General features: G+C 47.2%; 25 protein-coding genes and 1 pseudogene. 15 read left to right on the top strand and 11 right to left on the bottom strand.

Annotated elements, in window-relative coordinates:
* Nucleotides 1-7: 7 nt before the first annotated feature.
* Complete coding sequence (locus tag GA520_RS11755; RefSeq protein WP_163339901.1) at nt 8-895, bottom strand: methylenetetrahydrofolate reductase; 888 nt, start codon at nt 893-895, stop codon at nt 8-10.
* A 786-nt stretch (nt 896-1,681) separates the two neighbouring features.
* Here GA520_RS11755 and GA520_RS11750 point away from each other — a divergent pair.
* The gene (locus tag GA520_RS11750) at nt 1,682-2,164 is read left to right on the top strand and encodes a ferritin family protein (RefSeq protein WP_163339902.1); all 483 of its coding nucleotides are present in this window, start codon (nt 1,682-1,684) and stop codon (nt 2,162-2,164) included.
* 126 nt (nt 2,165-2,290) lie between these two features.
* On the opposite strand, the gene GA520_RS11745 is transcribed toward GA520_RS11750, so the two are convergent.
* The 7 genes from GA520_RS11745 to GA520_RS11715 are packed head-to-tail and all read right to left on the bottom strand — an operon-like array spanning nt 2,291 to nt 10,506.
* Complete coding sequence (locus tag GA520_RS11745) at nt 2,291-3,442, bottom strand: ABC transporter substrate-binding protein (protein WP_163339903.1); 1,152 nt, start codon at nt 3,440-3,442, stop codon at nt 2,291-2,293.
* Nucleotides 3,443-3,464: 22 nt separating this feature from the next.
* Entirely contained in the window at nt 3,465-5,552 is a 2,088-nt protein-coding gene (locus tag GA520_RS11740; RefSeq protein ID WP_163339904.1) for an ATP-binding cassette domain-containing protein, read from the bottom strand.
* Nucleotides 5,552-6,316 carry an ABC transporter ATP-binding protein gene (locus GA520_RS11735; protein WP_163339905.1) on the bottom strand — a complete coding sequence of 255 codons (765 nt, stop codon included), beginning with the start codon at nt 6,314-6,316 and terminating at the stop codon, nt 5,552-5,554. The genes GA520_RS11740 and GA520_RS11735 overlap by 1 nt, the downstream gene beginning before the upstream one ends.
* Nucleotides 6,303-7,304 carry a branched-chain amino acid ABC transporter permease gene (locus GA520_RS11730; protein WP_205749374.1) on the bottom strand — a complete coding sequence of 334 codons (1,002 nt, stop codon included), beginning with the start codon at nt 7,302-7,304 and terminating at the stop codon, nt 6,303-6,305. The genes GA520_RS11735 and GA520_RS11730 overlap by 14 nt, the downstream gene beginning before the upstream one ends.
* Before the next feature lies 1 nt (nt 7,305).
* Nucleotides 7,306-7,803 (bottom strand): 2-oxoacid:acceptor oxidoreductase family protein, encoded by a 498-nt coding sequence (locus GA520_RS11725; RefSeq protein ID WP_163339906.1) that lies wholly within the window; start codon nt 7,801-7,803, stop codon nt 7,306-7,308.
* Nucleotides 7,803-9,620 (bottom strand): thiamine pyrophosphate-dependent enzyme, encoded by a 1,818-nt coding sequence (locus GA520_RS11720; protein ID WP_163339907.1) that lies wholly within the window; start codon nt 9,618-9,620, stop codon nt 7,803-7,805. Before GA520_RS11720 ends, GA520_RS11725 begins: the two co-directional genes overlap by 1 nt.
* Before the next feature lie 25 nt (nt 9,621-9,645).
* Entirely contained in the window at nt 9,646-10,506 is an 861-nt protein-coding gene (locus GA520_RS11715) for a branched-chain amino acid ABC transporter permease (RefSeq protein ID WP_163339908.1), read from the bottom strand.
* Between the two features lie 183 nt (nt 10,507-10,689).
* Here GA520_RS11715 and GA520_RS11710 point away from each other — a divergent pair, with 183 nt between their 5' ends.
* Nucleotides 10,690-10,875 carry a Trp family transcriptional regulator gene (locus GA520_RS11710; protein ID WP_240910236.1) on the top strand — a complete coding sequence of 62 codons (186 nt, stop codon included), beginning with the start codon at nt 10,690-10,692 and terminating at the stop codon, nt 10,873-10,875.
* Nucleotides 10,876-10,881: 6 nt separating this feature from the next.
* Here the strand turns inward: GA520_RS11710 and GA520_RS11705 are convergent, their stop codons facing one another.
* Complete coding sequence (locus GA520_RS11705) at nt 10,882-11,556, bottom strand: VOC family protein (protein ID WP_163339910.1); 675 nt, start codon at nt 11,554-11,556, stop codon at nt 10,882-10,884.
* A gap of 838 nt (nt 11,557-12,394) precedes the next feature.
* Here GA520_RS11705 and GA520_RS11700 point away from each other — a divergent pair.
* From GA520_RS11700 to GA520_RS11680, 5 genes are all read left to right on the top strand, one after another.
* Nucleotides 12,395-12,730: a hypothetical protein gene (locus GA520_RS11700; protein WP_163339911.1), complete on the top strand. Its 336-nt coding sequence runs from the start codon at nt 12,395-12,397 to the stop codon at nt 12,728-12,730.
* 231 nt (nt 12,731-12,961) lie between these two features.
* Nucleotides 12,962-13,225: a DUF3781 domain-containing protein gene (locus tag GA520_RS11695; RefSeq protein ID WP_163339912.1), complete on the top strand. Its 264-nt coding sequence runs from the start codon at nt 12,962-12,964 to the stop codon at nt 13,223-13,225.
* On the top strand, nt 13,222-14,502 hold the full coding sequence (locus tag GA520_RS11690; RefSeq protein ID WP_163339913.1) for a glycosyltransferase: 1,281 nt from the start codon (nt 13,222-13,224) through the stop codon (nt 14,500-14,502). The genes GA520_RS11695 and GA520_RS11690 overlap by 4 nt, the downstream gene beginning before the upstream one ends.
* 225 nt (nt 14,503-14,727) lie before the next feature.
* A complete protein-coding gene (locus GA520_RS11685) occupies nt 14,728-15,213 on the top strand; it encodes a GNAT family N-acetyltransferase (RefSeq protein WP_163339914.1) in 486 nt (161 codons plus the stop codon).
* A 166-nt stretch (nt 15,214-15,379) separates the two neighbouring features.
* Nucleotides 15,380-15,970 carry a hypothetical protein gene (locus GA520_RS11680; RefSeq protein ID WP_163339915.1) on the top strand — a complete coding sequence of 197 codons (591 nt, stop codon included), beginning with the start codon at nt 15,380-15,382 and terminating at the stop codon, nt 15,968-15,970.
* A gap of 83 nt (nt 15,971-16,053) precedes the next feature.
* Here GA520_RS11680 and GA520_RS11675 read toward each other — a convergent pair whose 3' ends face one another.
* Nucleotides 16,054-16,518 carry a C-GCAxxG-C-C family protein gene (locus GA520_RS11675; protein ID WP_163339916.1) on the bottom strand — a complete coding sequence of 155 codons (465 nt, stop codon included), beginning with the start codon at nt 16,516-16,518 and terminating at the stop codon, nt 16,054-16,056.
* 99 nt (nt 16,519-16,617) lie between these two features.
* Between GA520_RS11675 and GA520_RS11670 the strand changes: the two are divergent.
* Nucleotides 16,618-17,502: pseudogene (locus tag GA520_RS11670) on the top strand (LysR family transcriptional regulator).
* A 184-nt stretch (nt 17,503-17,686) separates the two neighbouring features.
* On the opposite strand, the gene GA520_RS11665 reads toward GA520_RS11670, so the two are convergent.
* Nucleotides 17,687-18,466, bottom strand: coding sequence for an SAM-dependent methyltransferase (locus GA520_RS11665; protein WP_163339919.1), 780 nt, complete (start codon nt 18,464-18,466; stop codon nt 17,687-17,689).
* A 515-nt stretch (nt 18,467-18,981) separates the two neighbouring features.
* Here GA520_RS11665 and GA520_RS11660 point away from each other — a divergent pair.
* From GA520_RS11660 to GA520_RS11630, 7 genes are all read left to right on the top strand, one after another.
* Nucleotides 18,982-19,290 (top strand): transposase, encoded by a 309-nt coding sequence (locus GA520_RS11660; RefSeq protein WP_163341234.1) that lies wholly within the window; start codon nt 18,982-18,984, stop codon nt 19,288-19,290.
* A gap of 11 nt (nt 19,291-19,301) precedes the next feature.
* The gene (locus tag GA520_RS11655; protein WP_240910286.1) at nt 19,302-20,357 is read left to right on the top strand and encodes an IS3 family transposase; all 1,056 of its coding nucleotides are present in this window, start codon (nt 19,302-19,304) and stop codon (nt 20,355-20,357) included.
* Between the two features lie 170 nt (nt 20,358-20,527).
* Nucleotides 20,528-21,343: an arylamine N-acetyltransferase gene (locus tag GA520_RS11650; protein ID WP_304511327.1), complete on the top strand. Its 816-nt coding sequence runs from the start codon at nt 20,528-20,530 to the stop codon at nt 21,341-21,343.
* A 248-nt stretch (nt 21,344-21,591) separates the two neighbouring features.
* Entirely contained in the window at nt 21,592-22,740 is a 1,149-nt protein-coding gene (locus GA520_RS11645; RefSeq protein ID WP_163340136.1) for a pyridoxal phosphate-dependent aminotransferase, read from the top strand.
* A gap of 90 nt (nt 22,741-22,830) precedes the next feature.
* Complete coding sequence (locus tag GA520_RS11640) at nt 22,831-23,145, top strand: hypothetical protein (protein WP_163340135.1); 315 nt, start codon at nt 22,831-22,833, stop codon at nt 23,143-23,145.
* A gap of 238 nt (nt 23,146-23,383) precedes the next feature.
* Nucleotides 23,384-23,776, top strand: coding sequence for a PaaI family thioesterase (locus GA520_RS11635; protein ID WP_163340134.1), 393 nt, complete (start codon nt 23,384-23,386; stop codon nt 23,774-23,776).
* A 311-nt stretch (nt 23,777-24,087) separates the two neighbouring features.
* Nucleotides 24,088-25,041, top strand: a complete 954-nt coding sequence (locus GA520_RS11630; RefSeq protein WP_163340133.1) for a D-2-hydroxyacid dehydrogenase — start codon at nt 24,088-24,090, stop codon at nt 25,039-25,041.
* Nucleotides 25,042-25,053: the final 12 nt, after the last annotated feature.

The following is a 25,053-nucleotide window of genomic DNA, read 5'->3' as shown; positions in this document are numbered from 1 at the left end:
TGAAGTATTACTGGTCGATCATTTTAAGAAATTCAGCGAGCCTGTCTCCCCAGCCAATGGCGAGCAAAACGGTACCGTCACCGATTTCTTTCAGGTCACTGAAAAGGTCAGCCGCGAGTTGCATCCCACCGTCCTTCTTGACTGGATAAGTCATCATTTTTTTGAGGAATTCCTGTGGTATTGCCGGTGTGCCAGGCAAGTTATTGAGGTAACGGATCATGGCTACCGATTTCAGGTAGATAATCGAGGTGTAGAGTTTGAGTCCGGTGCGCTCGGCAGCAGGTAGAAATGTTTCGAGTATATTGAGGTCGTAAGTTGGGCCAAGCGAAACAGAACTTACCCCCATATCCGCCATCTCATCAAAAGAATCAGCAAGTCTCCTGTTCTCGGTCGCATCGTCGGTAAGGTCCAGGGAGACACCGTAGCGGAAATCAGTCTTGCCTTCCAGTGGTTCGCCTGCCAGGTCGCTGCCATCGTTAAGTGCTGCCAGGCATTTGAACATGGTCATGAGATTAAGGTCTCCGCTGGTACCGACTACCGGTTGGTCCCCTACCGCCGGATCATGACCTTCTTTCAGTAGAATATCCGTAATGCCGAGCGATGCGGCTCCAAGCAGATCGGCCTGAAAGGAGATCTTGTTTCTGTCCCTGCCGTTGATTACCATGACAGGGTCGATTTTGTTTTCCTTTAAGGCGAGACAGGGAGCCAGCGGTGACATCCGCATAATGGCGTGTTCACTGTCCGTTACCCGAATGGAATGGACCATACCCCGTATTTGCCGGGCGGATGTAATAAATGAATCGAGATTGGCTCCCTTGGGGGGGTCGATCTCGGCTATGACGCTGTATCCGTTAGCGGATGGAGTGGTAGTTGTGGTTTCTTGAACGTCTTCCATGTCTTCTCCTGGATGAATGAATCGTTTGCTCGACTAGCCGAATATCGTGACCGAAAAACAACGTGTAGAGATGAATCGGGGTGCCAGGGGATAAAAAAACTCTGTATTGTCAGGTAAATAGGAGGGGTGAAGTAATAGCGCAGGCCCTGTTCAGGAGTGCGGTGAACCGCCGGGCGAGCCGGCTGAGCCCAAAGGAAGGTGTGCCAAGATGCGCTGGAGTGATGCTGAAGGTCCATTACTCGCCCTTTGTCTGCTGCAGTAGCCTCGGTGAGGAAGAGACCACCCGCATGTTCAGTGTATTGGGAAAGGATTGTTCGTAATAAGTCCTTATTTCATCGCGCGTTACGGTATCAATTTACCGGGTCTGAAATTTAAAGTCAAATCAGTTTGATTGTCTATATCAGAAATAATGATAACCGTTTTCGATGTTTGCTGATTGGCTCAAGTTTCTGATATTGTATGATATAAGTGATTTTTTATTGGGTTGGGCCTGTTGGGTAGTCTTGGAATCGTGATTTGAAGAGAAACGGATTGCATAACCATTTGTTTTGTATGTTCAATTGGTTAGTATCAATTTTATTTATTATTCATTTTTGTAAAAACATGTATCACAATGTGGTGGTGGAACCGATGTCGGAAGAGAAGTTTTATGATGGGAGGGACCATCTGCAACTTTATGATGGATTCCGACTCGTAAATAGGATAGGCTGAGTGTAATATTGCAGAAATAATTAATCACTAACGGGTTGTAATAACTTTGTTGCGGACATATCAGGAGGTGGTTGGATGAACTTGCAAAAGATTTACGAGTATGCCCTCCAGCGGGAAAAAGAAGGGTACCAGTTTTTTAAGAGTAATGCTGATAAGTCAGGCCACGCCGCGGTAAAGGGTGTCTTCCAGAGGCTTGCGGATGAAGAGCTCAAACATATAGAATACATTAATGGTCTGCTTAATGACCTCGACGACCAGGTGAACAAGGTAAGTGAGGCTCTCGAGGAAGACGACTGGTTTGAGGGAAAGGCCAAGGAAGAACTTCTCGACCAGACCTTGATTGAATCAATGATCCCGGATGTTGCCGTCCTGCGGACAGCGTACCTGATAGAGAAAGATCTCTCGGAGTTTTACGAGAGAGCTGCCGGGCAGGCTGAAGGTAAAGGTAAGGAGGCACTCAACAAGCTCGCCAAATGGGAAAGGGGACACGAGTCCTTTTTTAAGGAGCTTCACGACAAAGTCTACCAGGAATACACGGAGATGCCATGGGGTGGGTGATCCCATCGGGCTTTGTTTTTTAAAGAAAAAAGTCCCTGACCGATTCGTATCGGTCAGGGACTTTTTTGTATTTGATTGCAATCGGGGGTCAGGCTTAAGCCTGACCCCTTCGGCAGATGGTACATGTCACTCAGCCATGGTGAACCTGCCATCCTTTACCTGCACCATGACCATGGAATCCACATCGAGCCCATTATGGTCTTCCGGGGTGATGTTATAGGTTCCGGAGATACCGACATAGTTTTTAGTGGCTTCGATCTCGTTTCGTAAGGCATCCTTGTCGGTCCCAACTTTTTCAATGGCACCTGCAACCATCATGATGGCATCCCAGGCATAACCGGAATGGGTGTTGATCGGGAATTTCTTGTCGTATCCTTTCTCTTTATAGAGCTTGATAAACTCCAGGATAACGGGTTTCTGTGGGTCATCGTCCGCCAGTTCGTCGGCTACCATCAACTTTGTTGCAGGCATGCGGTCGCCTTCGCTGGCTGCGCCTGCGAGCTCAATATATTTGGGATCGGGCAGACCATGGCACTGAAACAGCGGCAGGTCAATACCGAGCTGTGCCTTGTTCTTGGCGATGATAGACCCTGCGGGTCCGATGGTCCAGGCGATGATAGCCTGGGGAGAGGCGTTCTTGACCTTGGTGAGCTGGGCGGTCATATCGGTATCACGGGTACCGAACGATTCCCGGGCAATGATCTCGATACCATATTCCGGTGCAAGTTTTTCCATCCAGCGTCCACCGTCTTTACCAAAACCGTCGGCTGCTGAAAGCAGAGCTACCTTGGAAATCCCTTTTTCCTGCAGATAAATAAAGAGTCTTTTAACAGCAATACTTGAACGCTGCGGCGATTTAAAGACATACTTGAACGGTCCGAACTTGCCGCCCATAATAACGGGGTCGCCGCCAACGGTCATAAAGGTGGGGGTCTGCCCCTTGTCGACGACCTTTTTGACATTCATGCCGGTGTCCGTCAAGGTCGGTCCGATTATGGCCACAACGCCATCCTTATGGATGAATTTCTTGGCGATGGAAGCGGTTTTTGCAGGGTTGGCTTCAGTGTCGGCAATGACCAGTTCAATCTTCTTGCCGTTGATGCCGCCTTCGCTGTTAATCTTCTCAACAACCATTTCCGCAACAAGTTTGGTTGGTGTGCCGATAAAAGCAGCACGGCCGGACAGGTCGAAGAAGGCTCCCAGCTTGATGGTATCTGAAGCGTAGGCTGCCGGTGCGAGCATTGCGGTGAGTATCAATGCGGTGAGTAGCTTTTTCATGCTTTTTTCTCCTCCTTTAGGTTTAAACGATTTCGTCTTGAATCCTGTTATCAAAAACACGCTGGCTTTTCCTTTCGGAGCGCGGAAGTGAACCATAATCGACGAGTTCCGTTTGCACGGAGACCAGGAGTTGTTTCTTGACCTGGTGGCTGACCTCGTGAATGAGTTCGGGGGACCTGGACCCGTCAACACCTTCTGCCCGTTCGACCACAAGTTTCATATGATCCCGCTCCGCTTCGTCCCTGTTGAGATGAATCTGGTATTCAGAACCAAGACCGGGAACGGCTGAAAGTATGGTGTCTATACCTGAAGGATAGATATTTACACCCCTGAACTTGATAGTATCGTCCGAGCGTCCTCTGATACGTGAATGTCGTGGTAGAATTGAACCGCAGGTACATGGACCGGGAATAATCCTCGTGATATCACGGGTGCGGTAGCGAATCAGAGGTGCACCTTCCTTGCAGAGGGTGGTGACCACCATCTCTCCCCATTCTCCGTCCGGTACTGGCTGCAGTGTCTCGGGATCAAGTATTTCGAGGATGTAATAATCACCCCAGTAATGGATGCAATCGTGGTCGGAACATTCTATGCCTGTGCCGGGACCATACAGCTCGGTCAGCCCGGTGATATCAAAGAGCTCGGCACCGCCAAAAAGATCGGATATTTTTTGACGCATGGAGCGGCTGGAACGTTCTGAGCCGTAGATAATCTTCTGAACATTGATTTTATCGGCTATACCCCTCTGGTGGATTTCCTCAGCCATCAGCAAGGCCATGGAGGCGGTGGAGCAGAACACGGTGGATTGAAAATCAAGCAGGAACTGTATCTGCATATCGATATTGCCGGGCCCAATGGGCACAGCCAGGGCCCCTATTTTTTCACACCCGAGCTGGAAGCCCATACCTGCTGTCCAGACACCATACCCAACCGCGACCTGAACACGATCAAGTTGTGTGATGCCGGCCATCTGGTAGCAACGGGCAAAAAAGCCGGTCCAGTCGTCAAGGTCTTTCTGGGTATAACAGAGCACCTTGCGCTTGCCTGTTGTCCCGGAGCTGGCGTGTACCCGAACTATCTGTTCATAAGGAACAGAGCGAAGCGGAAAAGGGTACCCGGTTCGAAGATCTTCAGCGGTGGTAAAGGGGAGCTTTTGAATATCTTCAAGAGAGTTGATCGAATGGGGTTTGATACCGGTTTGGTCAAATTTTTCGCGGTAATGGGCCGACCCTTCGTAGGCGTGGGCAACCGTCCATTTCAGCCCCTCAAGCTGGTGGAGTTTCAGTTCCCCTTCGTCCTTGAAGGATGGCATAAAATCGTGTGTGTGCATCAATGGTTTCTCCAGACGTATATTGGTAAGACCCGCCGCACCAAGTCGGCTGGCTGCAGGATTTTCGTCACTTGCGGCACCAAGGAATGCCGCACGAAGAACAGGGTCGTTGAGCAGGCGCGAGCTTTTTCCCTGTTCTATTATTTTGCCGTTTGCAAGAAGGTAGGCCTTGTCGGAAGCGGAAAGAGCCCTGGCCGCATTCTGCTCGACAAGCAGGATGGTTGTGCCGCTTCTGGCGAGTTGGCGGATAATGGCAAAGATGTCGTCCATGATGAGCGGGGCAAGTCCGAGGCTTGGTTCATCAAGCAGTAACAAGCTTGGTTTTGCCATCAAAGCGCGGCCCATGGCCAGCATCTGCTGTTCACCGCCGGAGAGGGTTCCTGCCTGCTGGTCTTTTCGCTCCGATAGTTTTGGGAACCTCTCGTATACCTCTTCTATTCGTTTTGTCTCCTCAATCGTTGAGAGATTAAGGGGGATGGCCCCTAACTGAAGATTTTCGTACACCGAGAGGTCGCTGAACACTTCCCGGCCTTCCGGTGAGAGAGAGACACCAAGTCGCACCATGCGGGCCGGAGTGCCTCGGGTTATATCTTTTCCATTCAGGGTGATAGTACCGCCTGAAGGAGTTTCGAGGCCCATGATGCATTTAAGAAGGGTTGATTTTCCTGCGCCATTTGCACCGACAAGTGCCACAGTCTGTCCCCCTTCTATGTTCAGGTCTATGCCGAAAAGGGCTTGGGCCGCGCCATAATGGGCCGTGAGATTTTTGATGTCCAGCATCAGGCAGTGGCCTCCATCCGTCCAAGGTAGGCTTCTAAAACCAATGGATTTCGCCGTACGTCATCGGGGGTGCCGGTGGCTATGCAACGGCCGCTGTCGAGTACCACCACCTTGTCGGCAATCTCCATAACCAGCTCCATATCGTGTTCGACCAGCAGGATGGTGTGACCGGCACGCCTGAGAAGTTTCAACTGTTCTCCCACAGCGCCCGTCTCCTCGCTGTTGAGACCGGCAACCGGTTCATCAAGGAGGAGCAGGTTTGGTTTCCCAACTGTAGCCCTGGCGAGTTCAACACGTTTTTTATCTCCATAGGCAAGGATCTCGGCAGGCCAGCTTTTTTTACTTTCAAGGCCGAACCTGTCGAGTGCTTCAAGGGATTGCAGCCTGAGCTGTCGTTCTCGATGACGAAGGTACGGGAGGCGAAGCATAGCCATGACCATGGAGCTGCCTGCCTTACAGGTAAGTCCTGTCATCACGTTATCAAGTACATTGAGCCGGTCGAACAGGCGCAGGTTCTGGAACGTCCGGCTGATGCCCAGGCGACTGATTTCATGGGCTTGCAGTCCTGATATTTCCTGACTGTTAAAGAGGATAGAACCGCTGGTGGCAGGTAATACACCGGTAATGCAGTTTATCAGTGTCGACTTGCCTGCACCGTTCGGTCCGATCAGGGCAGTAAGTTGGCCTTTCGGGACATGAAAGCTCACCTCGCTTAAGGCCGGCAAGCCGCCAAAGTTTTTACAGACCGATTCAAGCAGTAACATCGTTGCGCCTCCGCAATGCCCAACGGACCTTTATGATGTCGATAATGCCGGAGACCAGTCCCTGTGGCAGGAACATCAAAACCAATACCAGAATACCTCCATGGACAAAGTCCTTGTAGGTCTCGAACAGATCCATCCATTCGGGGAGCAGGGTTATGAGGCCAGCTCCGAAGAGGGAGCCCCAGATAGAGCCCATTCCGCCGATTACAACCATGATAACCAGGTCAGCAGAGACAAAAATGCCAAATGAATCCGGACTGATAAATGAGTAGCAGTGGGCAAAGAGGCTGCCGGCCAGCGAAGCCATGACGGCGGAGAGCACAAACACCTTTACCTTGGCATTTTTGGTATTCACACCGAGGGATGCAGCGGCGGTTTCGTCTTCGGCAAGAGCAGATAGTCCACGGCCGACCCCGCTTCGCACCAGATTGAGGCAGAGCAGCAGGCAGGCCATGGTTATGCCCCAGAGCAGGTAATGTAAACGTACTTCATCGTCGAAGTAGAACCCGCCGAAACCAAGAGAAGGAATACCGGAAAACCCGCTGGGACCACCGGTAACCGTATCCCACTCCAGGAGGATGCTGTGGACAACAAAGTTAAAACCGAGGGTGGCCATGGCCAGGTAATGACCGGTGAGTCGCAGGACGGGAATGCCAATAATGAGGGCGATACTGCCAACCGCAAAGGCAACCAGTATCATGGATGGCCAGGGTGACAGCTCATAGGTTCCTGTCGTTATAGCTGAGCCATAGGCACCAAGAGCAAAAAATGCGGCGTGGCCAAGTGAGATTTGGCCGGCGTAGCCGATAAAGAGATTGAGCCCAAGTACCACAATGGTGTTGATCGCGATAAGGTTTGTTATTCCAAGGGTGTAAGGATTGTCCTCAAAAAGTGGGAAGAGCACCAGCAGGGAGGTCAACAGGGTTACGGTGAGACCTGTCCGGTGCAGGAAGATGAAATAGAGGAACTTATCGCGTGCGGACATCATATTATTTTAGTCCGCTTTCAAAAGCTGCAAGGTTCTGCCCAATAAATTTGGGCGGTGCCAGTTTGGTAATGGCGTTTATGCACTCTTCCCTGGTACAAAAGAGTGCTTCTTTATGAACCGCCCTTCCAAGCAGAACAAGGTTGGCGAGAACGGCCTTGCCGATGCCCCTGGCAATTTCGGATCCGTCTATGCGTTCTCCCTCTCCGGCAGTTGCGGAATTAATAATGAGTGTGCCATCCTTTTTGACCAGAGATCTGTGCACCTTAAGGTTAGCATCCCACAGTACTAGAGCTACATCCGCCTGGCCTGTTCTGATAAGGGGTGCCGCAAAGTTTCCGATTTTCAGAGTTGACAGGACTGTGCCTCCACGTTGAGCCATGCCATGACTCTCAGATGTGAGAACTGGTATTCCACGATCAACTGCAACCTGGGCTATGACACGGGTAAGAAACAGCACACCCTGTCCACCAATACCACTGACGACTATCTGCTGTTTCATTACTTGTCCTCCTCAATAATTGCCTCTACCGGGCAGATGGCGATGCAGGTGCCGCAGCCGTGGCAGCGATCGGTGTCGACTCTCGCAATGTCATTGCCTTCATCCATGGAAAGAGCAGGGCATTCAAACTCTTCAACGCACTGGCCGCAGCCGATACATTCATCACTGATGGTTACGGCCGGTCTATCCTGGCTCTTGCGCACGGCGGGATCCATCAGGCACCCGTGGCGGGAGATCAGCACAGCAACACCGCCGTCTTCTTTGCGGGTATGGGCGTCTGCATTTTTCAGCAGATTTTCAAAACGATCCTGATCATAAGGATCGCAGCTCTCAATAAAATCAACACCGCAGGCCTGAACCAGGGGTTCAATGGCGATGGCTTTTGTTTCTCTGCCACCCGCAGCTATGCCCATGTGGGGTACTGGTTGCCCCCCGGTCATGGCGGTAGTGGCGTTATCGAGAATAACGACGATGATCCGGGCATCCTGGAAAACGGCGTTAATGAGTGCAGGGATGCCAGCATGGAAAAAGGTTGAGTCTCCAATAGTGACAACCACGGTGGGAATTTCACCGCCGTCCTGCTTATACGACTGGTAAAAGCCGGCACCCTGACTGATGCAGGCTCCCATGCAATGTACGGTATGCACCGCGGCCAGATTCATACCCAGGGTGTAACAGCCGATATCCGAAGGGAAAATGCCATCCGGGAAACATTTCTTGATGGAGTAAAAAGCTGTTCGGTGTGGGCATCCGGGACAAAGGGAAGGGCGTTGCCCCTTCCCTGCAGGGGGTGCGATTTCCTCTGCTTCCAGACCAAGGAAGTTGGTGAGGGCAGTGTATAACCTGTCCGGAGACAATTCACCCTCTTTGGGAAGGGCACCTGACTGTTTACCGTGAGCTCCCGGATGGGCGAGTTGCATCTCCAGGACAGGATAGGTCTCTTCGAGAATGAGTATGCTCTCGTAGGTATCGCGCAGGTGGTTAATAAAATCGGGATTGAGCGGATACACCAGAACCACCTGGTACAGGTCGATGGTCCCTGTAAGTCCCAATTCGTCGAGAAGATCCACCAGGTTTGCATAGGCTATTCCAGAGGCGATGAGCGCTGTTTTCGGGCGTCTGCCGTCTCCTTTGGCAAATCGTGGTTGCCAGTCAGCTTCTTTGGCAATCTGTTCAAGCTTGGCATTCAGGTTTTTGTGAATCGCCGGTAAAAAGGCAGGGGTTGCACACCAGCGCCCGGTATCCGGCTCGAAGGTGGATTTACGATCAAGCGTTACGGGTGCTTCCAGTTCAACGCTTTGACGTGAGTGACAGACCCTTGTCGTTGGGCGAAGCACGATATTCATCTCATATTGTTCCGACAATTGATAAGCCGGTTCAATCAGGGCCTTTGCCTCAGCAGGGCTGGCAGGATCAATAACTGGTACTCTCCCCTGCAGGCAGAATAGCCTGGTATCCTGTTCATTCTGTGAGCTGTGGGGGCCAGGGTCGTCTGCTACTACTGTGAGCATACCGCCTTTCACACCAAGATAGGCCGTACGCATAAAAGGATCTGCAGCGACGTTGAGTCCAACCTGTTTCATAACGGCGACAGATCGTTTACCGGTATAACTTGCGGCAAGGGCAACCTCGAAGGCGATTTTTTCATTGACCGACCATTCGACATGAAGCGGGCTTTTTGCCTGGTCTTTCCGGTTTATAATACTCTGCAGAATTTCTGTGGATGGGGTTCCTGGATAGGCTGCGGCAACCTGGCAACCGGCTTCGATAAGACCGCGGCCAATTGCATCGTTACCCATCATAAGTTCTTTGGTCATGTTGTCCTTAGGGGTAGGTAGTGTATTATTTTCCTAATATGCCTTTGGGGCGAATAAAAAGTACGAGTAAAAGTATGACAAAAGCAACTACATCCTTATAGGCGCTGGATATATATCCTGCCGATAATGATTCGAGTAACCCCAGTCCTAATCCGCCGATGACAGCGCCGGGAAATGAGCCGAAACCACCAAGAATGGCAGCAGCGAAACCTTTTAAGCCAAGGAGTACGCCAACATCGTAATTGAGTGTTGTGATCGGGGTCACAAGTACACCTGCAAGCCCACCGAGTGCACCTGCTATACCGTAACTGGTTAAGCGGATACGGCCTGCAGGGATGCCGACCACAGCAGCGGCTGTAGGGTTAGAGGCTACGGCACGCATGGAGAGCCCCAGTGATGTCCGGTAGAAAAACCAGATGAGCAGGACGATGGCGACAAGGGTCAGCAACAGTATCCACAGGGCCTGAGGTAAGACGCTTGCACCGAAGATGTTGATTGGCCGGTCCGGCGTCAGGGGTGGGAGGGCCATTCTGTTGGTCCCCCAGATGAGTTTTATGACTCCACGCAATATGATCGACAAACCGACGGTAAGAAAGATAAGCACTAGATGGTGATTAGAGCGGGCGGGGCGCAACCCGAAACGTTCGACGATCATGGCCACGATGGCGACACCGGCAATGGCGAGGAGCAGGCCGGGAACCATGGGTAACCCGGCTGCAAAGAGGCAGGAGAACATCAGCATGCCGCCCAGGGTCACAAAATCGACCTGAACGAAATTTACAATGCCCATGGTGTTGTTCACCACGCAGAACCCGAGGGCGATCAGCGCATAGATGGCACCGCTCGTCAGGCCGGAAAAAATGTATTGCAGTAAATCCTGAAACATCGGGATGGGTGGGCCTCCACGACGACTGTTGACGTCGTGGACGCAGCCGGTAGCGAACAGGGCACGACGAGAAAAATGTTGATAAAAATAAATATCGTACTAGTGTACTAGTACATGGATGCAAAGGTAAATTACATTTCAGAATTAGTCAATCATTTGCTTGCGCAGAAGAGTGAGAAAGATATGGAAAAAGCGCTGCGTGAGCTTCTCACTTCAAGTGAACTGGTTGATGTTGCGAACCGGTTGCAGATCTTCCAGATGCTGGAGCAAGGGGTGCCGCAACGTCAGATTGCCGAGAAACTAGGTGTTGGCATCGCTACGGTTACCCGGGGATCGAATACACTTAAGGCCCGAAAGGAGCAAATGTAGAAAATCCTATTGTTCTAATGAATGCAGGGTAACTTCCCCCGATGGCGTTTTGAATTGAGCAGACAATGTAGAACTTTTTGAGCAGGAAGCTTGTTTTATCCGGATCAATCCATCAGCGCCAATAGAAGAGAGCATCGATTTCAGCCACGCAGGGTTGGTATGGTGACAGGTGAGTGACTTGAGATGCAGACCGACATCATACATGTCTGCTGCCGGGTGTGTCTTTGACGGCCACTGGATAAGATAAGGGAGAAAACCACCGGCCAGAAGTCGGCCGTCGGCGGGCAGGCCAAATTGCCAGGAAAGGTGGTCCCTTTGTAGTGTTTCCGGTGTACCGAAGGAACACCTGCTGTGTGCCAGAACTTCTTTGATATTGTTCGTATTTGCCACCCAGCCTATCAGCCGGGGACTTCTCTGAAGGCTCTTAATCATCAACGGGTTATCAAGGTCGAACCACCTGGGACGTCGTGGCGGTTCAGCGTTTGGGTTGATTGCAATGATTTCCAGGAAACTATCCGTGCCTAATGAAGCAAGATGGTTATGGGTTCCCATTTGCGGATGTATACCACCGAAAGGAATGGTAACTCCAAGTGTTTCTTCTACATACGCAACACCTTGTTCAAGCGACTTTGCTGCAATTACAAGATGATCCAGTTTGTTGATGATAGCTTCCTTATTCATTGTCACTCATGTCTTTTAAGAAATGTCATTTGCAGGTGATCCCGGTCCCTCACTGAAAAAACTTAGGCAGGCCCCATCATGACACTTTGGTTTTACAATCAGGTGAACCTTCGATGATTATCAGGTATGAACGTATTTGCGAGAAAGTATTGACATATCTGGCTGTATATCCATCACTAATAGGTTGGGGTAGTCGTTGCCTATGTCTAATGACACTGCGGTATAACCAGACTGTAACCGGATAATGCATCATTTCTCACCGCTGAATTACCGATCCTAAAGATATACTATGTGCTGTTTGTCACTTTTTGTAAAAGAGTATATTGCACTAGCATAAAGTGACCCTATGGGTAAAATCATGCTGCCATTTCCCCCATGGAATGTGTGCTTGTGGGAGAAGCCAGTAGGAATTATGATTGATTTAATTTATACTTATCAAACACCTGTGATGAATGTATTCTGGTTTCCTGTACATTGGCCGTCACAATTAGTACAATCATAATTATGATCAGAATAACAACTACAAGGAGTTGAATTTCCAGATACCGACACCACTATTTTTTAAACATCATGCACATAAGAGAAAATGATGAACAAGGTTAAATGTAAAAGGCTGGTAACCTGTACAGCATAGTGTGTTCCAGTGTCGGTTACTCGACTGTTACAGTTGCACACCCTGGAATGCTATATAATTGAGGTTGGATAATGCCTGGAGGTCGGCATTAAATTTTAGATGAAACCAGGTGTTCAATAGTGCTTTAATTCGTTTTGCTTGATTTCGCTGAAATTCGTCGGTTATTTAAACATTATGAGAATCAATAAGTAGACTGAGGTACAAATGAAAAAGATACTAGCTGTTTTAATTATATTATTCTTGTGCTCTCCGGCTGTTGCAAAAAATGAAAAGAAAGACAAGAAAATACCACCAGGTTTGCAGAAAAAATATGAAAGAACTGGAGAGTTGCCTCCGGGATGGCAAAAAAAGTTGGTCAAAGGTGAAGTTATAGATGACAGGATATATATAATTGGAAAGAAGAGTGAAATAAATATTGAGGAGTATCAAATTGAACCAAAAGTAGGGACAGAAGTATTAAGAATTGAAGATAGAATAATCAGAATTAAAAAAGACACCAAAGAAATATTAGAGGTGTTTGGTATCAAAGCAAAATGGTGAAAATAACACCCGATTGTCCCTGTTTCCCGGCAACATATCCGACGCAGGACTACTCGTTTCAACTGGCCCCATGGACTCATTTATGGTGCAGAGACCAGTGAAAGGAGCCACCCGGAACCTTCTTTGAAGAAGCAGCAGAGTAAAAGGGGATGATCCAACAATAAGACAAACCAAATCACAGCAAAACAGTAATGGTGGATAATCGTTGGTTAGCTCAGTGCTAGAAATAAAATGAATGAAGATACCAGGGCATTGATAGCAAATAAATTCAGGAATACACCTTTGGGGTTTTCACGAATAAAGAAAAATTTGGGAATTCTAAATTATTCTAATGAGGAAACTAAAAAATATTTAAGAAATATAATTTTATCAACCCCTCTGGGTGATATTGAGGGAAAAGGTAAAAACTATTATTTTAAGTGCACAATAAATGATGTTGTCTTGACCGTGAATTCTCAGACTTTCACTGTTATAACGGCCAAGAGAGTTAGATGAAAATCCTCATAGCAACAATTGGTACCCGAGGTGATGTGCAACCTTATGTCGCCTTAGGCCGTGAACTGAAGAAGTCAGGCCATGGAATCACCATTTGCACCTGTGCACACTTCGAGCCCTTCATAAGGGAACACGGTCTCGACTATTCCTACGTGAACAATGATTTCATAAATTTCATGCACTCACCCGAGGGGAAGACCATCCTTGGGAATGCTAGAAGCATATGGAAGACCCTGGCAACGCTTGGTTCCGTGATCCCGAAGCTTGGTAAACTCCAGGAGCGGCAGATGTCAGATGTCTGGGTTGCGATCAAGGAATACGCTCCGGACCTGGTTCTTTACCATCCCAAAGCAATCGGAGTGCCGGACTTCGCTGAGAGACTCGGAGTTCCATGCATGTTGGCCTTTTGGCTCCCGATGTATGTGCCGACAGCTAGTTTTCCGGCGATGGGATTCCCAGAGCTCCCTTTAGGATCCGGGTATCGTCTGCTGACGTATCATCTCATAAGAAGGATTTTGACGATTATGAGTAAAAGAGTCAGGACGTGGCGCACACAGAACGGGCTGTCACCGCGCAGCCCTGGTCTTATGATGCAGCTTCCGGATGGTCGTCCGATCCCGACGCTGCATGGATTCAGCCGACACATAATCCCTCCTCCGAAAGATTGGCCCGAGACTGCAGTAGTGACAGGATACTGGTTTCTTAACCAGGCTGAACACTGGAACCCTCCACAATCGTTGACCGGGTTTCTTGCAAAGGGTGAACCGCCAGTCTACTTTGGGTTTGGCAGTATTTTCGGACGTGATCCGAAACGGGTTACTCAGGTTATCCTGGAAGCAGTACGGCGCACCGGCGTTCGAGCAATTCTTGCCACGGGTTGGGGAGGTCTTGAATCAGTTGTTTCAGCACCATCAGGATCCGTCATGTATATCGAAGATGCACCACATGAATGGCTCTTTCCGCAGGTTAGTGTTATCGTGCACCATGGTGGCTGTGGCACGACTGCAGCTGGACTGCTGGCAGGGAAACCGAACATTATCTGTCCTTTTTTTGGGGACCAACCCTTCTGGGGACGGCACGTTGAGAGGATGGGAGTCGGGCCATCTCCTCTACCACAAAGTAAATTGACTGTTGATCGTCTCTGCTGCGCTATTGATACGGCAATGAATGACTCGGCCATGCGCGAAAATGCTGCACGTCTGGGGCGCAGTCTCCGTGAAGAGAACGGCACATCGAATGCGGCTGCTTTCATAACTCGGTGGATGGGAAACAACTGACTCAACGAGACCTGAAGAATATCCGGAGACGATTATGGTAATCTTGTCGTTTCACCCGGCTTGTTCGTACGTAACACTTTTTACAATATTAACATGGCATATAGCCTTCTTTTTGAAACTTTAATCCCCTTCACTGCAAAAAACAAATCAAAGCCGATACCGTCTGAATTGATCAGAAGCCAAGGGCAACCAGGTACATAATAAAGTTCATTTCATGTGATTGTTATGGAAATACTACAAGCTGAAAGAAAAGATTGTGAACTCCTAGCGTCAATAGTCAGTAAAAGTAATAAAGATGTTGCAGAGCTGTTTGGGTTAAACGTAAATAATGCTCCAAAACATCCTTCTTTCTGTACATCTGAGTGGATAGTATCTGAACTGGATAGAGGTCAAAAATATTTCCTCTCAACAGAAAACGGTATGCCGTGCGGTTGTGTGGCATTTGAACAACCAGATAAAGACACAGCCTATTTGAATAGATTATCTGTTGTACCGGAGTTCAGGAATAAAGGGATAGGAGGTGCCCTCGTTCAGCATATCATCGATTACTCGTACAATAGCAAGGTCAGGGATCTGAGTATAGGGATAATAGCAGAACATACTCATCTGAAAGAATGGTATGAAAAACAGGGGTTCAGGGAAGGTGCATTGAGACAATTTGCTCATCTTCCTTTCAATGTCCTTTATATGCACTATGAAATAGTCAAATGATAATCAGTCGTATACTGCTGCTCGCTATGCTCATTATAAATCGATGAAGCGCGTCGTTTGTTTAAACGTTCCTCAAGTTTGGCGGCAATAGTCGCAACCTCAATTTGCAGCGATAAGAAAGTGCCTGAATCTTCGAAGAGACAATGTTAATGAAGAAAGACAGTCGATGAAAATTAATACTAGCAGATTTTCCTCTCATGGATGCATCATTTTGATATTCTACGTTATTATGTGTGTATCTGGCGGTGATGTATCTGCTGGTGAGTATCAAACCAGATCAGGTAAATCTTTAATTATTAAGGAAAGTCATCCTCTTGGGCAAAGTCTTAGTGATATACACCTGAGATCGTCAGGATTTGAGTTCGAACTCAATGAAAATATAATTAACAGTGATCCAATCCAGGCTGTTCATGTAGCAGATCTTGACGGTAACGGTTTTGACGAATTTTACATTGTCACCGTATCCAGTGGGTCTGGCAGTTATGGAAATATAGTAGCCTTTGCCTCGAATAAAGACAAAAGCTTATCTTCGATACATTTTCCGGAAATTGAGGGCGATGAGGAAATTTTTCATGGTTATATGGGGCATGATACATTCCGCCTTTCCGCTCACCGGCTCATAAGGACTTTTCCAATTTATGTGTCGGTAGATAAAAATGCGGCACCGAATGGTGGATTACGGAACGTGCTATACGGGCTATTCAAAGGAGAAGCTTCATGGCAGCTCAGAATTATAGACACTGGTGATGAAACCTGACGAATGCCAGAGAAGCACCTATGATTAAGGCATTAAGCCTAGAAAGTTAAAGCAACATGGCAGGAATAATACAGATTTCAGCTTCATCTCCTTCCGTTTTTTTGCTCTTCATGCTCTTTGATGAGCTGTAGAAGCTCTGCAGTTCCTTCACATACCAGTTTTTGGCATTCGATCATCTGGTTTTCATCACCAAATCTCTCCCGAAGTTGGCCGCAATGTGTCGTTTTGTGTTTCCTTAGAAATGCTTCACGAAACAGTGCAGTCAAGTCGGCCGGTGTATCCCAACTTTTCCCCTGTTTCGACCTCCCGTATAACAGGCCGAGAACGATTAATGCTCCGGAAATAACGCCACAGGCCTCATCAAACGATTTCCCGAAGCCTCCTCCAAAGCAGGTTGAGCATGTCAGTGCCGTTTCTCTCTTATGGGTATCGATCTGTGGAAGCACATCGCATGCCGCCGCTACGACAGATTCTGCGCAATGATACCCGTTAAAAAAATACTCGCCGGCTTTTTCCGCAATAGTCGTATATGGATTGTTCCTTGTCATGTGTGACCTCTTTCATATATATTGATCGTCATGAACTATTAGCAGGCAAAATAGATCGTGTAAAACGATTTATTTTGGTTGTTACAATCGTTTTTTTCGATGGAGGCCACAATGGAAATAAGGCAGTTGCGAACATTCAGGGTTGTTGCCGAGGCACTTAATTTTACCAGAGCAGCAGAAAGCCTGCATCTGGCACAGTCTTCTGTCTCTGCCCAGATAAAGGGACTGGAAGAAGACCTTGGAGTAAAGCTTTTCGACCGTATCGGGAAGAGTGTCACACTAACAGAGGCTGGCTTGAAACTGCTCGATTATGCGGGAAGAATTGAAGGGATGACAGAGGAAATCAGAGGGGTACTCCGGCAGGATCAGCAACTTTCTGGTGAACTGGTGGTAAGGGTGCCGGAAACGGTCGCATCCGTGTACCTTCCAGAAGTTACAGCTAGATATCATCAACTCAATCCGCATGTCAAGATAACCTATATCAATTGTTCAGACCTGCAGCTGGCAAAGGAATTACGATCTGGCTGTGTCGACCTGGCTTTCCTCATGACGGATGAGTTGAGTATGAAAGATGCAGATGTCGAATTTATAAAAGAAGAGACATTAGCTGTAATAGCTCCTGAAAGCCATCATCTCTGTGACCGGGGCGAGGTGCTGTTGCCAGATCTGGCAGGAGAAACACTGCTTATGCCTCAAACTGATTGAAGCTACCGCAGGGCGTTTGGGAGGTCTCTCAAAGAAAAAAACATCCGGTGCAAATTCATGGAATTCTCAAGCATTGCATCATTAATGCGTTGTGTCGAGCTGGGAATAGGGCTTTCTATCTGTCCTGTGGTGCGGTTGGCCTCTCAAAAACAAGGGATTAGAGAGCTTGCCATGGCCCCATTTCGAACCTCTATCGTGATGATAAAACATGTTGATAAATGGAGTTCCCCGTTGCTAAGCCAGTATATGGATATTGTCAGAGCAGTGATGAAAGAGTAAGGCGTAGGAGTAAACTGGCATCGATCAGGTTACTTTCTCCTTAACCAGTAAAATTTTTCGGAAGTGTGTAGAGAAAACGACCGCTTCATTCACCGGTTCGTCCGTAAGTCAGCCACTGTCAAGGGCAACCTGAAAACACTGATCTCCCTTTTTTCGTCACCTTCCAGCTCCTTATTCTTCTCTGTCATTTCATGGCGACACCGAAACGCTCTACGCCATACTTTGAGTTGGTCTCCGGGTAATCAGGTGCGTTTATCCATCCCAGCTCTTTCAGAAACGAGGTGAGTTCCTCAGGCCTTATACTCCATAGCCATGGTTCTCCTCTCATCTTGAGGCTCCACAACATGAAACCGGTGCAGCGGCCGGCGTCAGGTCTCCCGTCAACTCCTGTTGGTATGTAGGTGAATGCGATGCGAGAATTTGGGCCAGTAACAGTCTCACATCGGCGGAAGAGTTCCTTGACGGCCGCTGAAGGAAGATACATGAGCAGGCCTTCGGCAATCACAACTGTCTGGGTCGACTGGGCCCAAACCGTGTCGGACTGCATGATCTCCACAAGATTCCGCTCGCCAAGATCTTCTGATATCAGCGTGAGATTGTCTGGCTGTCCGATCTCGGCTACTCCCTTCGCCTTAAGGCCAGCCGTGGCAGGATGATCGATTTCAAAGAACTCCACATCGGGAAACTCGGACGCGAGCCTCCAGGCCATCATGTCGTAACCTGCGCCCAGGACAAGGACCTGACCGGCACCTGCCGCAATCGCCATCCTTGCCTGCCCCTCACAGAAAGCCTTCCTGTAGGCGAATGCCTCGAATTGTCCGGGCAGCAGCCAGTCGAACCATTCGTAAAGCGCGACCATTCTCGGAGAGTGCGACCACCGTATAACGCGTTTGCTGGCTACCCCGGAAGCAAGTAGTACCTTCTCGGTCGCTTCCACGAATCCGGTGGGCAGAATATGATCCATTCCTGGTTTTGATCCCAGTGTGACAATGTTGAGTGCAACCTTGTAAGCAGTACTACTTGGCTTACCTCTACGCATGTATCGTCTATGCCTCGTGAGAAGAACCTGTAATAGGCAACTTTCACTATTTTTCGGTGCATGCTTTTTGGTGGAAAATAGCACCTGTTATACTGCTGAGTGGTAACAGAGAATTATTATAGATAGTATTCTAAAAACGATGTGATACCAAATCTTTAATAGTATATGTTTGGGTAATCTGTTAACGGTGATACGGAGTTTATAACTAAAATCAAATGGTTGGTAATCATAAGCTCGATGTAAGAACATTACATCAACCTTAGTTTCTGTTCAGGTAAGGCTTAGCAAGATAGATTAATGGGAGCATGTCGAGTTTGAGGCGACTCCGAAGCAGAACAGGAAACATATTTACGGGATACGACTGATGATAGTGTATTGGTTCAGCGGGAATTGGAGTTTTCTATTGTTTGAGTTAACATACTCAACCAAAGGAGAACTCAATGAAGAGGAAAAGAAAAAATCGTTCAGGGGAAGAAAAAGTAACCATCTTGAAACGGCACCTTGTTGATCATGTCCCTGTTTCAGATCTGTGTGACGAATACAATCTTCACCCGACCGTCTTTTATAGGTGGCAGAAAGAGTTTTTTGAACACGGTGCCGCCGCTTTTGATCGGAATAAGACAACCGAGAAAAAGCAGGATGAGGCCAAAATTCAAGCTCTGGAGCAAAAACTTCAGCGTAAGAACGAAGTGCTCTCTGAATTGATGGAGGAGCACGTCAAGCTAAAAAAAGATCTTGGGGAGATCTGAAAGGAGCCTGGGTGCCTCACGATACTCGGGACAGTATAATAGATTTCGTGAGGTACTGGTCAGAGGTAACAGGTCTCCCCGCAGTGAAATATATCGGTTGGCTGCAAATTCAATCAAGCAAATATTACAACTGGAAGGACAGGTACGGCAAGGCCAACGAGCACAATGGCCTTATACCACGAGACTTCTGGCTCGAAGCCTGGGAAAGGCAGGCAATAATCGATTATCATCACAAGTTCCCGGCTGAAGGTTATAGACGGCTCACCTTCATGATGCTGGATAACAATATTGTCGCCGTCAGCCCGAGTTCTACCTACCGGGTATTGAGCGGTGCAGGTCTACTGCAGAGGTGGAGTAAGGGCAAGTCGAAGAAGGGTAATGGTTTCACTCAACCCCTTGGGATACATGAGCACTGGCATATTGACATGTCCTACATCAATATCTGTGGGACTTTTTACTACCTGTGCACCATTCTAGATGGGTGCAGCCGATATATCGTCCACTGGGAGTTACGGGAATCGATGACCGAGCAGGACATTGAGATTGTGTTACAAAGAGCCAGGGAACAATTCCCTAAAGAGAAACCAAGGATCATATCGGATAACGGTCCACAGTTTGTCTCAAAAGACTTTAAGGAGTATATCAGGTTTGTTGGGATGACCCATGTTAGAACATCTCCCTATTATCCGCAGAGTAATGGCAAAATAGAGAGATGGCACGGCACCTTGAAAAGGGAATGCATCAGGCCGGGAGTACTGCTGAGCCTTGAAGATGCGAGAAGAGTGGTCGGTGATTATATACATCATTACAACAATGTTCGCCTCAACAGTGCCATTGGATATATTGCTCCGATCGATAAACTAAATGGACGATCCCAGGAAATCTTCCGGGAACGAGATGAGAAGCTTGAATTGGCTCGGCAAGCGAGAAAGAAAAAACGTTCAGGGGGCATCCGGGGAAATAATCCACCCCACCAAGTCCCAATATCCTCTGCCGGGCATTCAGTTGGGGCCCTTTATCGGAATCGGGCCTTGACGGGGTTCCCTGCGGCGGTAGAGGGCAGTTGAAAAGCGTTGAAAGAGAAGAAACAACCAACTAACTCAACGAGGGGGATTCTCCAATTCCAAGAGAAGCATTACAATAGTATGGTATAGACAGTTCCATTCCATTGTCCAGTGATGCTGCCTTACATGGTGTGAAAGTAATATGTCCGATACAGAAGAAAGTGACTGAAAATATGAAAAAACGCTCTGACATGGTCCAGACATATCTGCGATCTCTTGGGTTGACAGGCAGGGAATTGGATTTTTCATTTTTGAATGATGTTGTTGTCCGGCATGTAGGTAAATTTGCCTTCAGCAGTGTTGGATGCCAACTTGGTGAAGATTTACCGCTTGATTTCGAATCCCTGTTTCAAAGAATTTTTATCCGACGACGCGGTGGTTATTGTTTTGAACAAAATGGCTTTTTATATGAAGTTTTGGAGGAGCTTGGATTTTCGCCAAAAATTTACCTGGCGCGAGTAATTTACAATCAAAATATTCATCCAGGGCTAACTCATCGAATCACTATGGTTGAGCATAAAGGGCAACAATATGTGCTGGACGTAGGTTTTGGTCCACTGGGACCAGGGATCCCGGTTCCCATGTCAGGAATCGAATCGAATGATCGTGGCAATGTTTTTCGCGTGGCTGAAACTCAACCTGGTGAGTATCACATGCAGGTTATGAAAGACGGAGAATATTTTTCTCTGTATCGATTTGAACTTTCTCGCTATGGTCAGGCAGACTGCGAGTTAGGGCATTTCTATTCACATCGACACCCCGATGCTGTTTTTGTTAATCATTTAGTAGTATCAGTTATACATGATAGTAAAACCATGTCCTTACGCGATTTGGAGTATTGGATAATTTCTAAAACCAGTACACAAAACACAAAAATTAACGATTCTGAACATCTTTATGAAATACTTGTCGGTGAACTTGGGGTTCAGATAACCGAGGACGAAAGTTGTCAGTTGTACGAGAAACTGAGCGCAAGGCAAGGGCGTTGATGCTGCCGACTTCAAGATTTCACTTTCGCACTACCCACACTGGTTATGGCTATTTCTGCTGCTCTAAAGTGATGGATTAGATGAAAAGAATACTTGGGTTTTATGGCTGTAATAGATTGAAAATAAAAGAAAAACTGTCAGTGCGGGCTGGATATGATATACCGTTTGTATAATACGCAGCATGTTTGACTCTGTATATGCATGTTAACTGGAAGCCATAGCGTAAACTTAACCGAAAGAATTTGATTATGAATATCAGTAAAAGGGCACAACAGATAACGCAATCTGAAATCAGGGCAATGACCATTCTCTGTAACAAGGTGAACGGTATCAATATGGCGCAGGGGCTTTGTGACCTCAAGGTACCTGATGTTGTTCAAACCGGAGCAAAAGAAGCTATTGAGATGGGCAAGAATGTATATACATCAGCTTTAGGTGAGCCGTATCTTCGCGCTGCAATTGGTGAAACGCTTACCAGGAATTATGGCAGAAAGATTGAAGCCGGGAACGTTCTTGTAAGTAATGGTGCTACAGGTGCACTGTATTGCCTGGCAACGACCCTCTTTGATGAGGGGGACGAAATCATTCTCTTTGAACCGTATTATGGCTATCACGTGTCCACCCTGGAGTCATTGGGATGCAAAATCAAATACCTTAAAACCTTGCCCCCAAATTATGAAATAGACTTCGATAAACTTGAAGATGCGATAAGCGAGAAAACACGGGCAATTCTAATTTGTAATCCTTCAAACCCTAGCGGTAAGGTTTTCAGCAAAGAAGAAATGTCGAGGCTAGCTGAGATTGTTGGGAAAAATGATATCTATCTTATTAGTGATGAGATTTATGAGCATTTTGTTTATGACGGGCTTGCCTTTACTTCAGCACTCAGCTTGCAAGCCATTAAGGAGAGAGTCATTGCTATATCAGGATTTTCTAAAATTTTCTCAGTTACCGGATGGCGTATTGGCTATGCAATCTGTGATGAATCAATAATAAGTGCCGCCTCGGAGGTGAACGACCTTGTATATGTGTGTCCGGCATCACCTCTTCAATATGGGGTGAATCAAGGGATTAAGTACCTCCCAAAGCAATATTACACCGACGTTGCACGCGACCATCAGCAGAAGCGGGATACATTTATTTCTACACTCAATGAAGTTGGGCTTGCAGCAGACTATGTAAAAGGTGCGTATTATGTCCTGGCTGATCTTTCGTCATTACCTGGTGATGATGACAAAGAAAAGGTACTTTATCTCCTCAAGAAAACATCAATAGCTTCTGTTCCTGCCAGGGCCTTTTTCAGTGACCCAAATGGAATTAATCTCGCCCGATTCTGTTTCTCTAAAAAAGAAGAAGAACTTGAAGAAGCATGCCGGCGGTTAAGGAAGAACCTTTGAGCCTCTTTACCATGCTCCGCTAATGCTTCCCTGCCGAGACCTGGAATCTAACCCCTGAAGCAACAGAGATATCAAATCACGAGAACAGTCATGACCGAAAAAAATACATGTGAAAAACACGGAGAGGTTTCCATCTGGGTCGTCTGCAAACATGTGGGTACCGGAAGTGCTGAAACAATCATATTCAGCGAAAACCAGAGTGCCCTTTGCTTTGATTGTGCACATGATTTCAAGAATCTTACAGAGAGGAGTGTGGTAGGAATGTGCGAAGAATGCCTTAAGGATTTCACCGCAAAACTGATGATAGACACTCAAACATTTGCAAATCTTAAGGCGAGGGTCCTTGGCGTCGAACACCTCAAGGGAAAGAGCTGGCACCCAGCAGGGAATACCGAAACGTCTTGAAAAAAAAGGGTGGGCAAAATAATTCACTATCTCAAATAGTTGAAGTCAAAATATCTATATTGGAGATTCACCGAAGCCATAGTCAAAATCTCTCTTATAACCAGAGAAAATGTTGCTGTATTATCCAGACGCTGTAGACAGCTCAATATAGCAGCGAACAGGTTTATGGCCTTCTTACTGATTTGCGCAGGTTTTTGGGATTTTCTCCAACAAAAATAGAAAAGTCATCACAAAAGATATGAACGATACATTTCAACAAATAAGCCTTACTGGTTTTATGAAACATAATGGCGGTTTAGAATTCAAAAACATTTCTGAGTCTGATTACCAATTCAGGGCCAGAGTACAAGACATTCATTTAAATCCTGGTGGTATTACCCATGGAGGCTTCATCATGAGCCTGATGGATTCAGGAATGGGGACAGCTGCTCACCGGGCTCTCGATAAGAACGCAAAAGCTGCAACAATTTCCTTCGATGTCAAATTCATCTCCGCCTCTAAAACCGGGGATCAGCTGCTGGGCACCGCAAGGGTTCTTAGAAAAACACGGTCCTTGGTGTTCATGCAGGGCGAAATACGATGTGGCGAATTGCTCATTGCAACTGCTGAAGGAATTTGGAAGGTGTTATAACACTCTGTAGAGCCAAGATATCTATTATAAACTTAATTGTATTATAGTATTTGCCTTGGCAGTTTTGACCCTATCCCCAGAGCTGGAGGCTGAGGCTGTATCCTTAGGGAGAGTAGTCAGAATATTCTATTTGGTTAACTTTGGCCGTAATATCAGGTGAAACCTCACGTGTCATTGATCATGTCTTTAAGCGTAATTTCCTGCAATTGTGTTGGTAGATCGGGTATAGAAGAACAGCGTATGTCTAGAATAGTCTTTGGCTGAAAATCAATATATATATCTAGATTTTGACTGATTCCTGGGAGAACAATATGACAGAACAGAAAAACAATAGACTGCTTATACTATCGCATAATGCGCACAAGTATGCGAAGCTCATTGCAGATGCAGGCTTACCCGATTTACAGATTACTCCTGCTGTAACAGTTGAAAAAGCGCGCATTGTGGCTAACCAACAGAACATACTGCTGGCCCCTCCTGACTTGGCTTATGAAATTCTCCCTGCGATGACAAACCTCCAGTGGCTGCAATCCACCTGGGCTGGAGTCAACAAACTTTTAGGAGAGGGTTGCAGACAGGACTATCTGCTGACAGGGGTTAAGGGGGTGTTTGGACCGATTATGTCAGAATATGTGTTCTGTTATATACTTATGCATGAACGAAAAGCGCTCCAGTGTTATGAACTCCAGAAAGCCAGAACGTGGGAAATGCCTAGACCCGGTCTGCTTCGGGGCAGGACAATAGGAATTATGGGCGTTGGATCTATAGGACTTGCTATAGCGCAGACCGCAAAACATTTTAATATGACGACGTATGGTTATTCCAGAAGTGCAATCTCAAAACCAGAAATTGACAGAATGTTCCAACCTGACAAGATTCTCGATTTTGTCAGCGACCTTGATTACCTGGTGTCGGTATTGCCACAGACCCTCAACACAAATCACCTTATTAACAGTACCGTATTAAAAGCCATGAAAACGGATGCATTGTTGATCAATGTAGGTCGAGGGAATGTGCTTGACGAAAAAGCTTTAATAAGAGCTTTAAACTCACAGGATATTGCAGGAGCGGTGTTAGATGTTTTTCAACAGGAACCGCTGCCACAATCGCACCCGTTATGGAATACAAAGGGAGCGATCATAACATCACACAAGTCGGCTTTAACATATCCGGAGGATATCACACCAATATTCATTAATAACTACAATCGTTTCATCGCGAGACAAGACCTGCAGTTCTGTATTGATTTTGAAAAGGGGTACTGACCTTCATCTGTA

Origin of the sequence: Desulfopila sp. IMCC35008, assembly GCF_010646885.2 — a bacterium.
In the GTDB taxonomy this organism is placed as follows: Bacteria; Desulfobacterota; Desulfobulbia; order Desulfobulbales; family Desulfocapsaceae; genus Desulfopila.
This window is presented reverse-complemented; position numbering and strand designations above follow the sequence as displayed.

What these genes read in the sequence shown, in the direction of transcription:
- GA520_RS11745 (WP_163339903.1), bottom strand. Translation starts at nt 3,442, where the DNA reads ATGAAAAAGCTACTCACCGCATTGATACTCACCGCAATGCTCGCACCG.
- GA520_RS11645 (WP_163340136.1), top strand. Translation starts at nt 21,592, where the DNA reads ATGAATATCAGTAAAAGGGCACAACAGATAACGCAATCTGAAATCAGG.
- GA520_RS11660 (WP_163341234.1), top strand. Translation starts at nt 18,982, where the DNA reads ATGAAGAGGAAAAGAAAAAATCGTTCAGGGGAAGAAAAAGTAACCATC.
- GA520_RS11715 (WP_163339908.1), bottom strand. Translation starts at nt 10,506, where the DNA reads ATGTTTCAGGATTTACTGCAATACATTTTTTCCGGCCTGACGAGCGGT.
- GA520_RS11750 (WP_163339902.1), top strand. Translation starts at nt 1,682, where the DNA reads ATGAACTTGCAAAAGATTTACGAGTATGCCCTCCAGCGGGAAAAAGAA.
- GA520_RS11665 (WP_163339919.1), bottom strand. Translation starts at nt 18,466, where the DNA reads ATGGATCATATTCTGCCCACCGGATTCGTGGAAGCGACCGAGAAGGTA.
- GA520_RS11740 (WP_163339904.1), bottom strand. Translation starts at nt 5,552, where the DNA reads ATGCTGGACATCAAAAATCTCACGGCCCATTATGGCGCGGCCCAAGCC.
- GA520_RS11640 (WP_163340135.1), top strand. Translation starts at nt 22,831, where the DNA reads ATGACCGAAAAAAATACATGTGAAAAACACGGAGAGGTTTCCATCTGG.
- GA520_RS11690 (WP_163339913.1), top strand. Translation starts at nt 13,222, where the DNA reads ATGAAAATCCTCATAGCAACAATTGGTACCCGAGGTGATGTGCAACCT.
- GA520_RS11635 (WP_163340134.1), top strand. Translation starts at nt 23,384, where the DNA reads ATGAACGATACATTTCAACAAATAAGCCTTACTGGTTTTATGAAACAT.
- GA520_RS11695 (WP_163339912.1), top strand. Translation starts at nt 12,962, where the DNA reads ATGAATGAAGATACCAGGGCATTGATAGCAAATAAATTCAGGAATACA.
- GA520_RS11675 (WP_163339916.1), bottom strand. Translation starts at nt 16,518, where the DNA reads ATGACAAGGAACAATCCATATACGACTATTGCGGAAAAAGCCGGCGAG.
- GA520_RS11630 (WP_163340133.1), top strand. Translation starts at nt 24,088, where the DNA reads ATGACAGAACAGAAAAACAATAGACTGCTTATACTATCGCATAATGCG.
- GA520_RS11725 (WP_163339906.1), bottom strand. Translation starts at nt 7,803, where the DNA reads ATGAAACAGCAGATAGTCGTCAGTGGTATTGGTGGACAGGGTGTGCTG.
- GA520_RS11735 (WP_163339905.1), bottom strand. Translation starts at nt 6,316, where the DNA reads ATGTTACTGCTTGAATCGGTCTGTAAAAACTTTGGCGGCTTGCCGGCC.
- GA520_RS11720 (WP_163339907.1), bottom strand. Translation starts at nt 9,620, where the DNA reads ATGACCAAAGAACTTATGATGGGTAACGATGCAATTGGCCGCGGTCTT.
- GA520_RS11680 (WP_163339915.1), top strand. Translation starts at nt 15,380, where the DNA reads ATGAAAATTAATACTAGCAGATTTTCCTCTCATGGATGCATCATTTTG.
- GA520_RS11755 (WP_163339901.1), bottom strand. Translation starts at nt 895, where the DNA reads ATGGAAGACGTTCAAGAAACCACAACTACCACTCCATCCGCTAACGGA.
- GA520_RS11700 (WP_163339911.1), top strand. Translation starts at nt 12,395, where the DNA reads ATGAAAAAGATACTAGCTGTTTTAATTATATTATTCTTGTGCTCTCCG.
- GA520_RS11705 (WP_163339910.1), bottom strand. Translation starts at nt 11,556, where the DNA reads ATGAATAAGGAAGCTATCATCAACAAACTGGATCATCTTGTAATTGCA.
- GA520_RS11710 (WP_240910236.1), top strand. Translation starts at nt 10,690, where the DNA reads ATGGAAAAAGCGCTGCGTGAGCTTCTCACTTCAAGTGAACTGGTTGAT.
- GA520_RS11650 (WP_304511327.1), top strand. Translation starts at nt 20,528, where the DNA reads ATGAAAAAACGCTCTGACATGGTCCAGACATATCTGCGATCTCTTGGG.
- GA520_RS11730 (WP_205749374.1), bottom strand. Translation starts at nt 7,304, where the DNA reads ATGATGTCCGCACGCGATAAGTTCCTCTATTTCATCTTCCTGCACCGG.
- GA520_RS11685 (WP_163339914.1), top strand. Translation starts at nt 14,728, where the DNA reads ATGGAAATACTACAAGCTGAAAGAAAAGATTGTGAACTCCTAGCGTCA.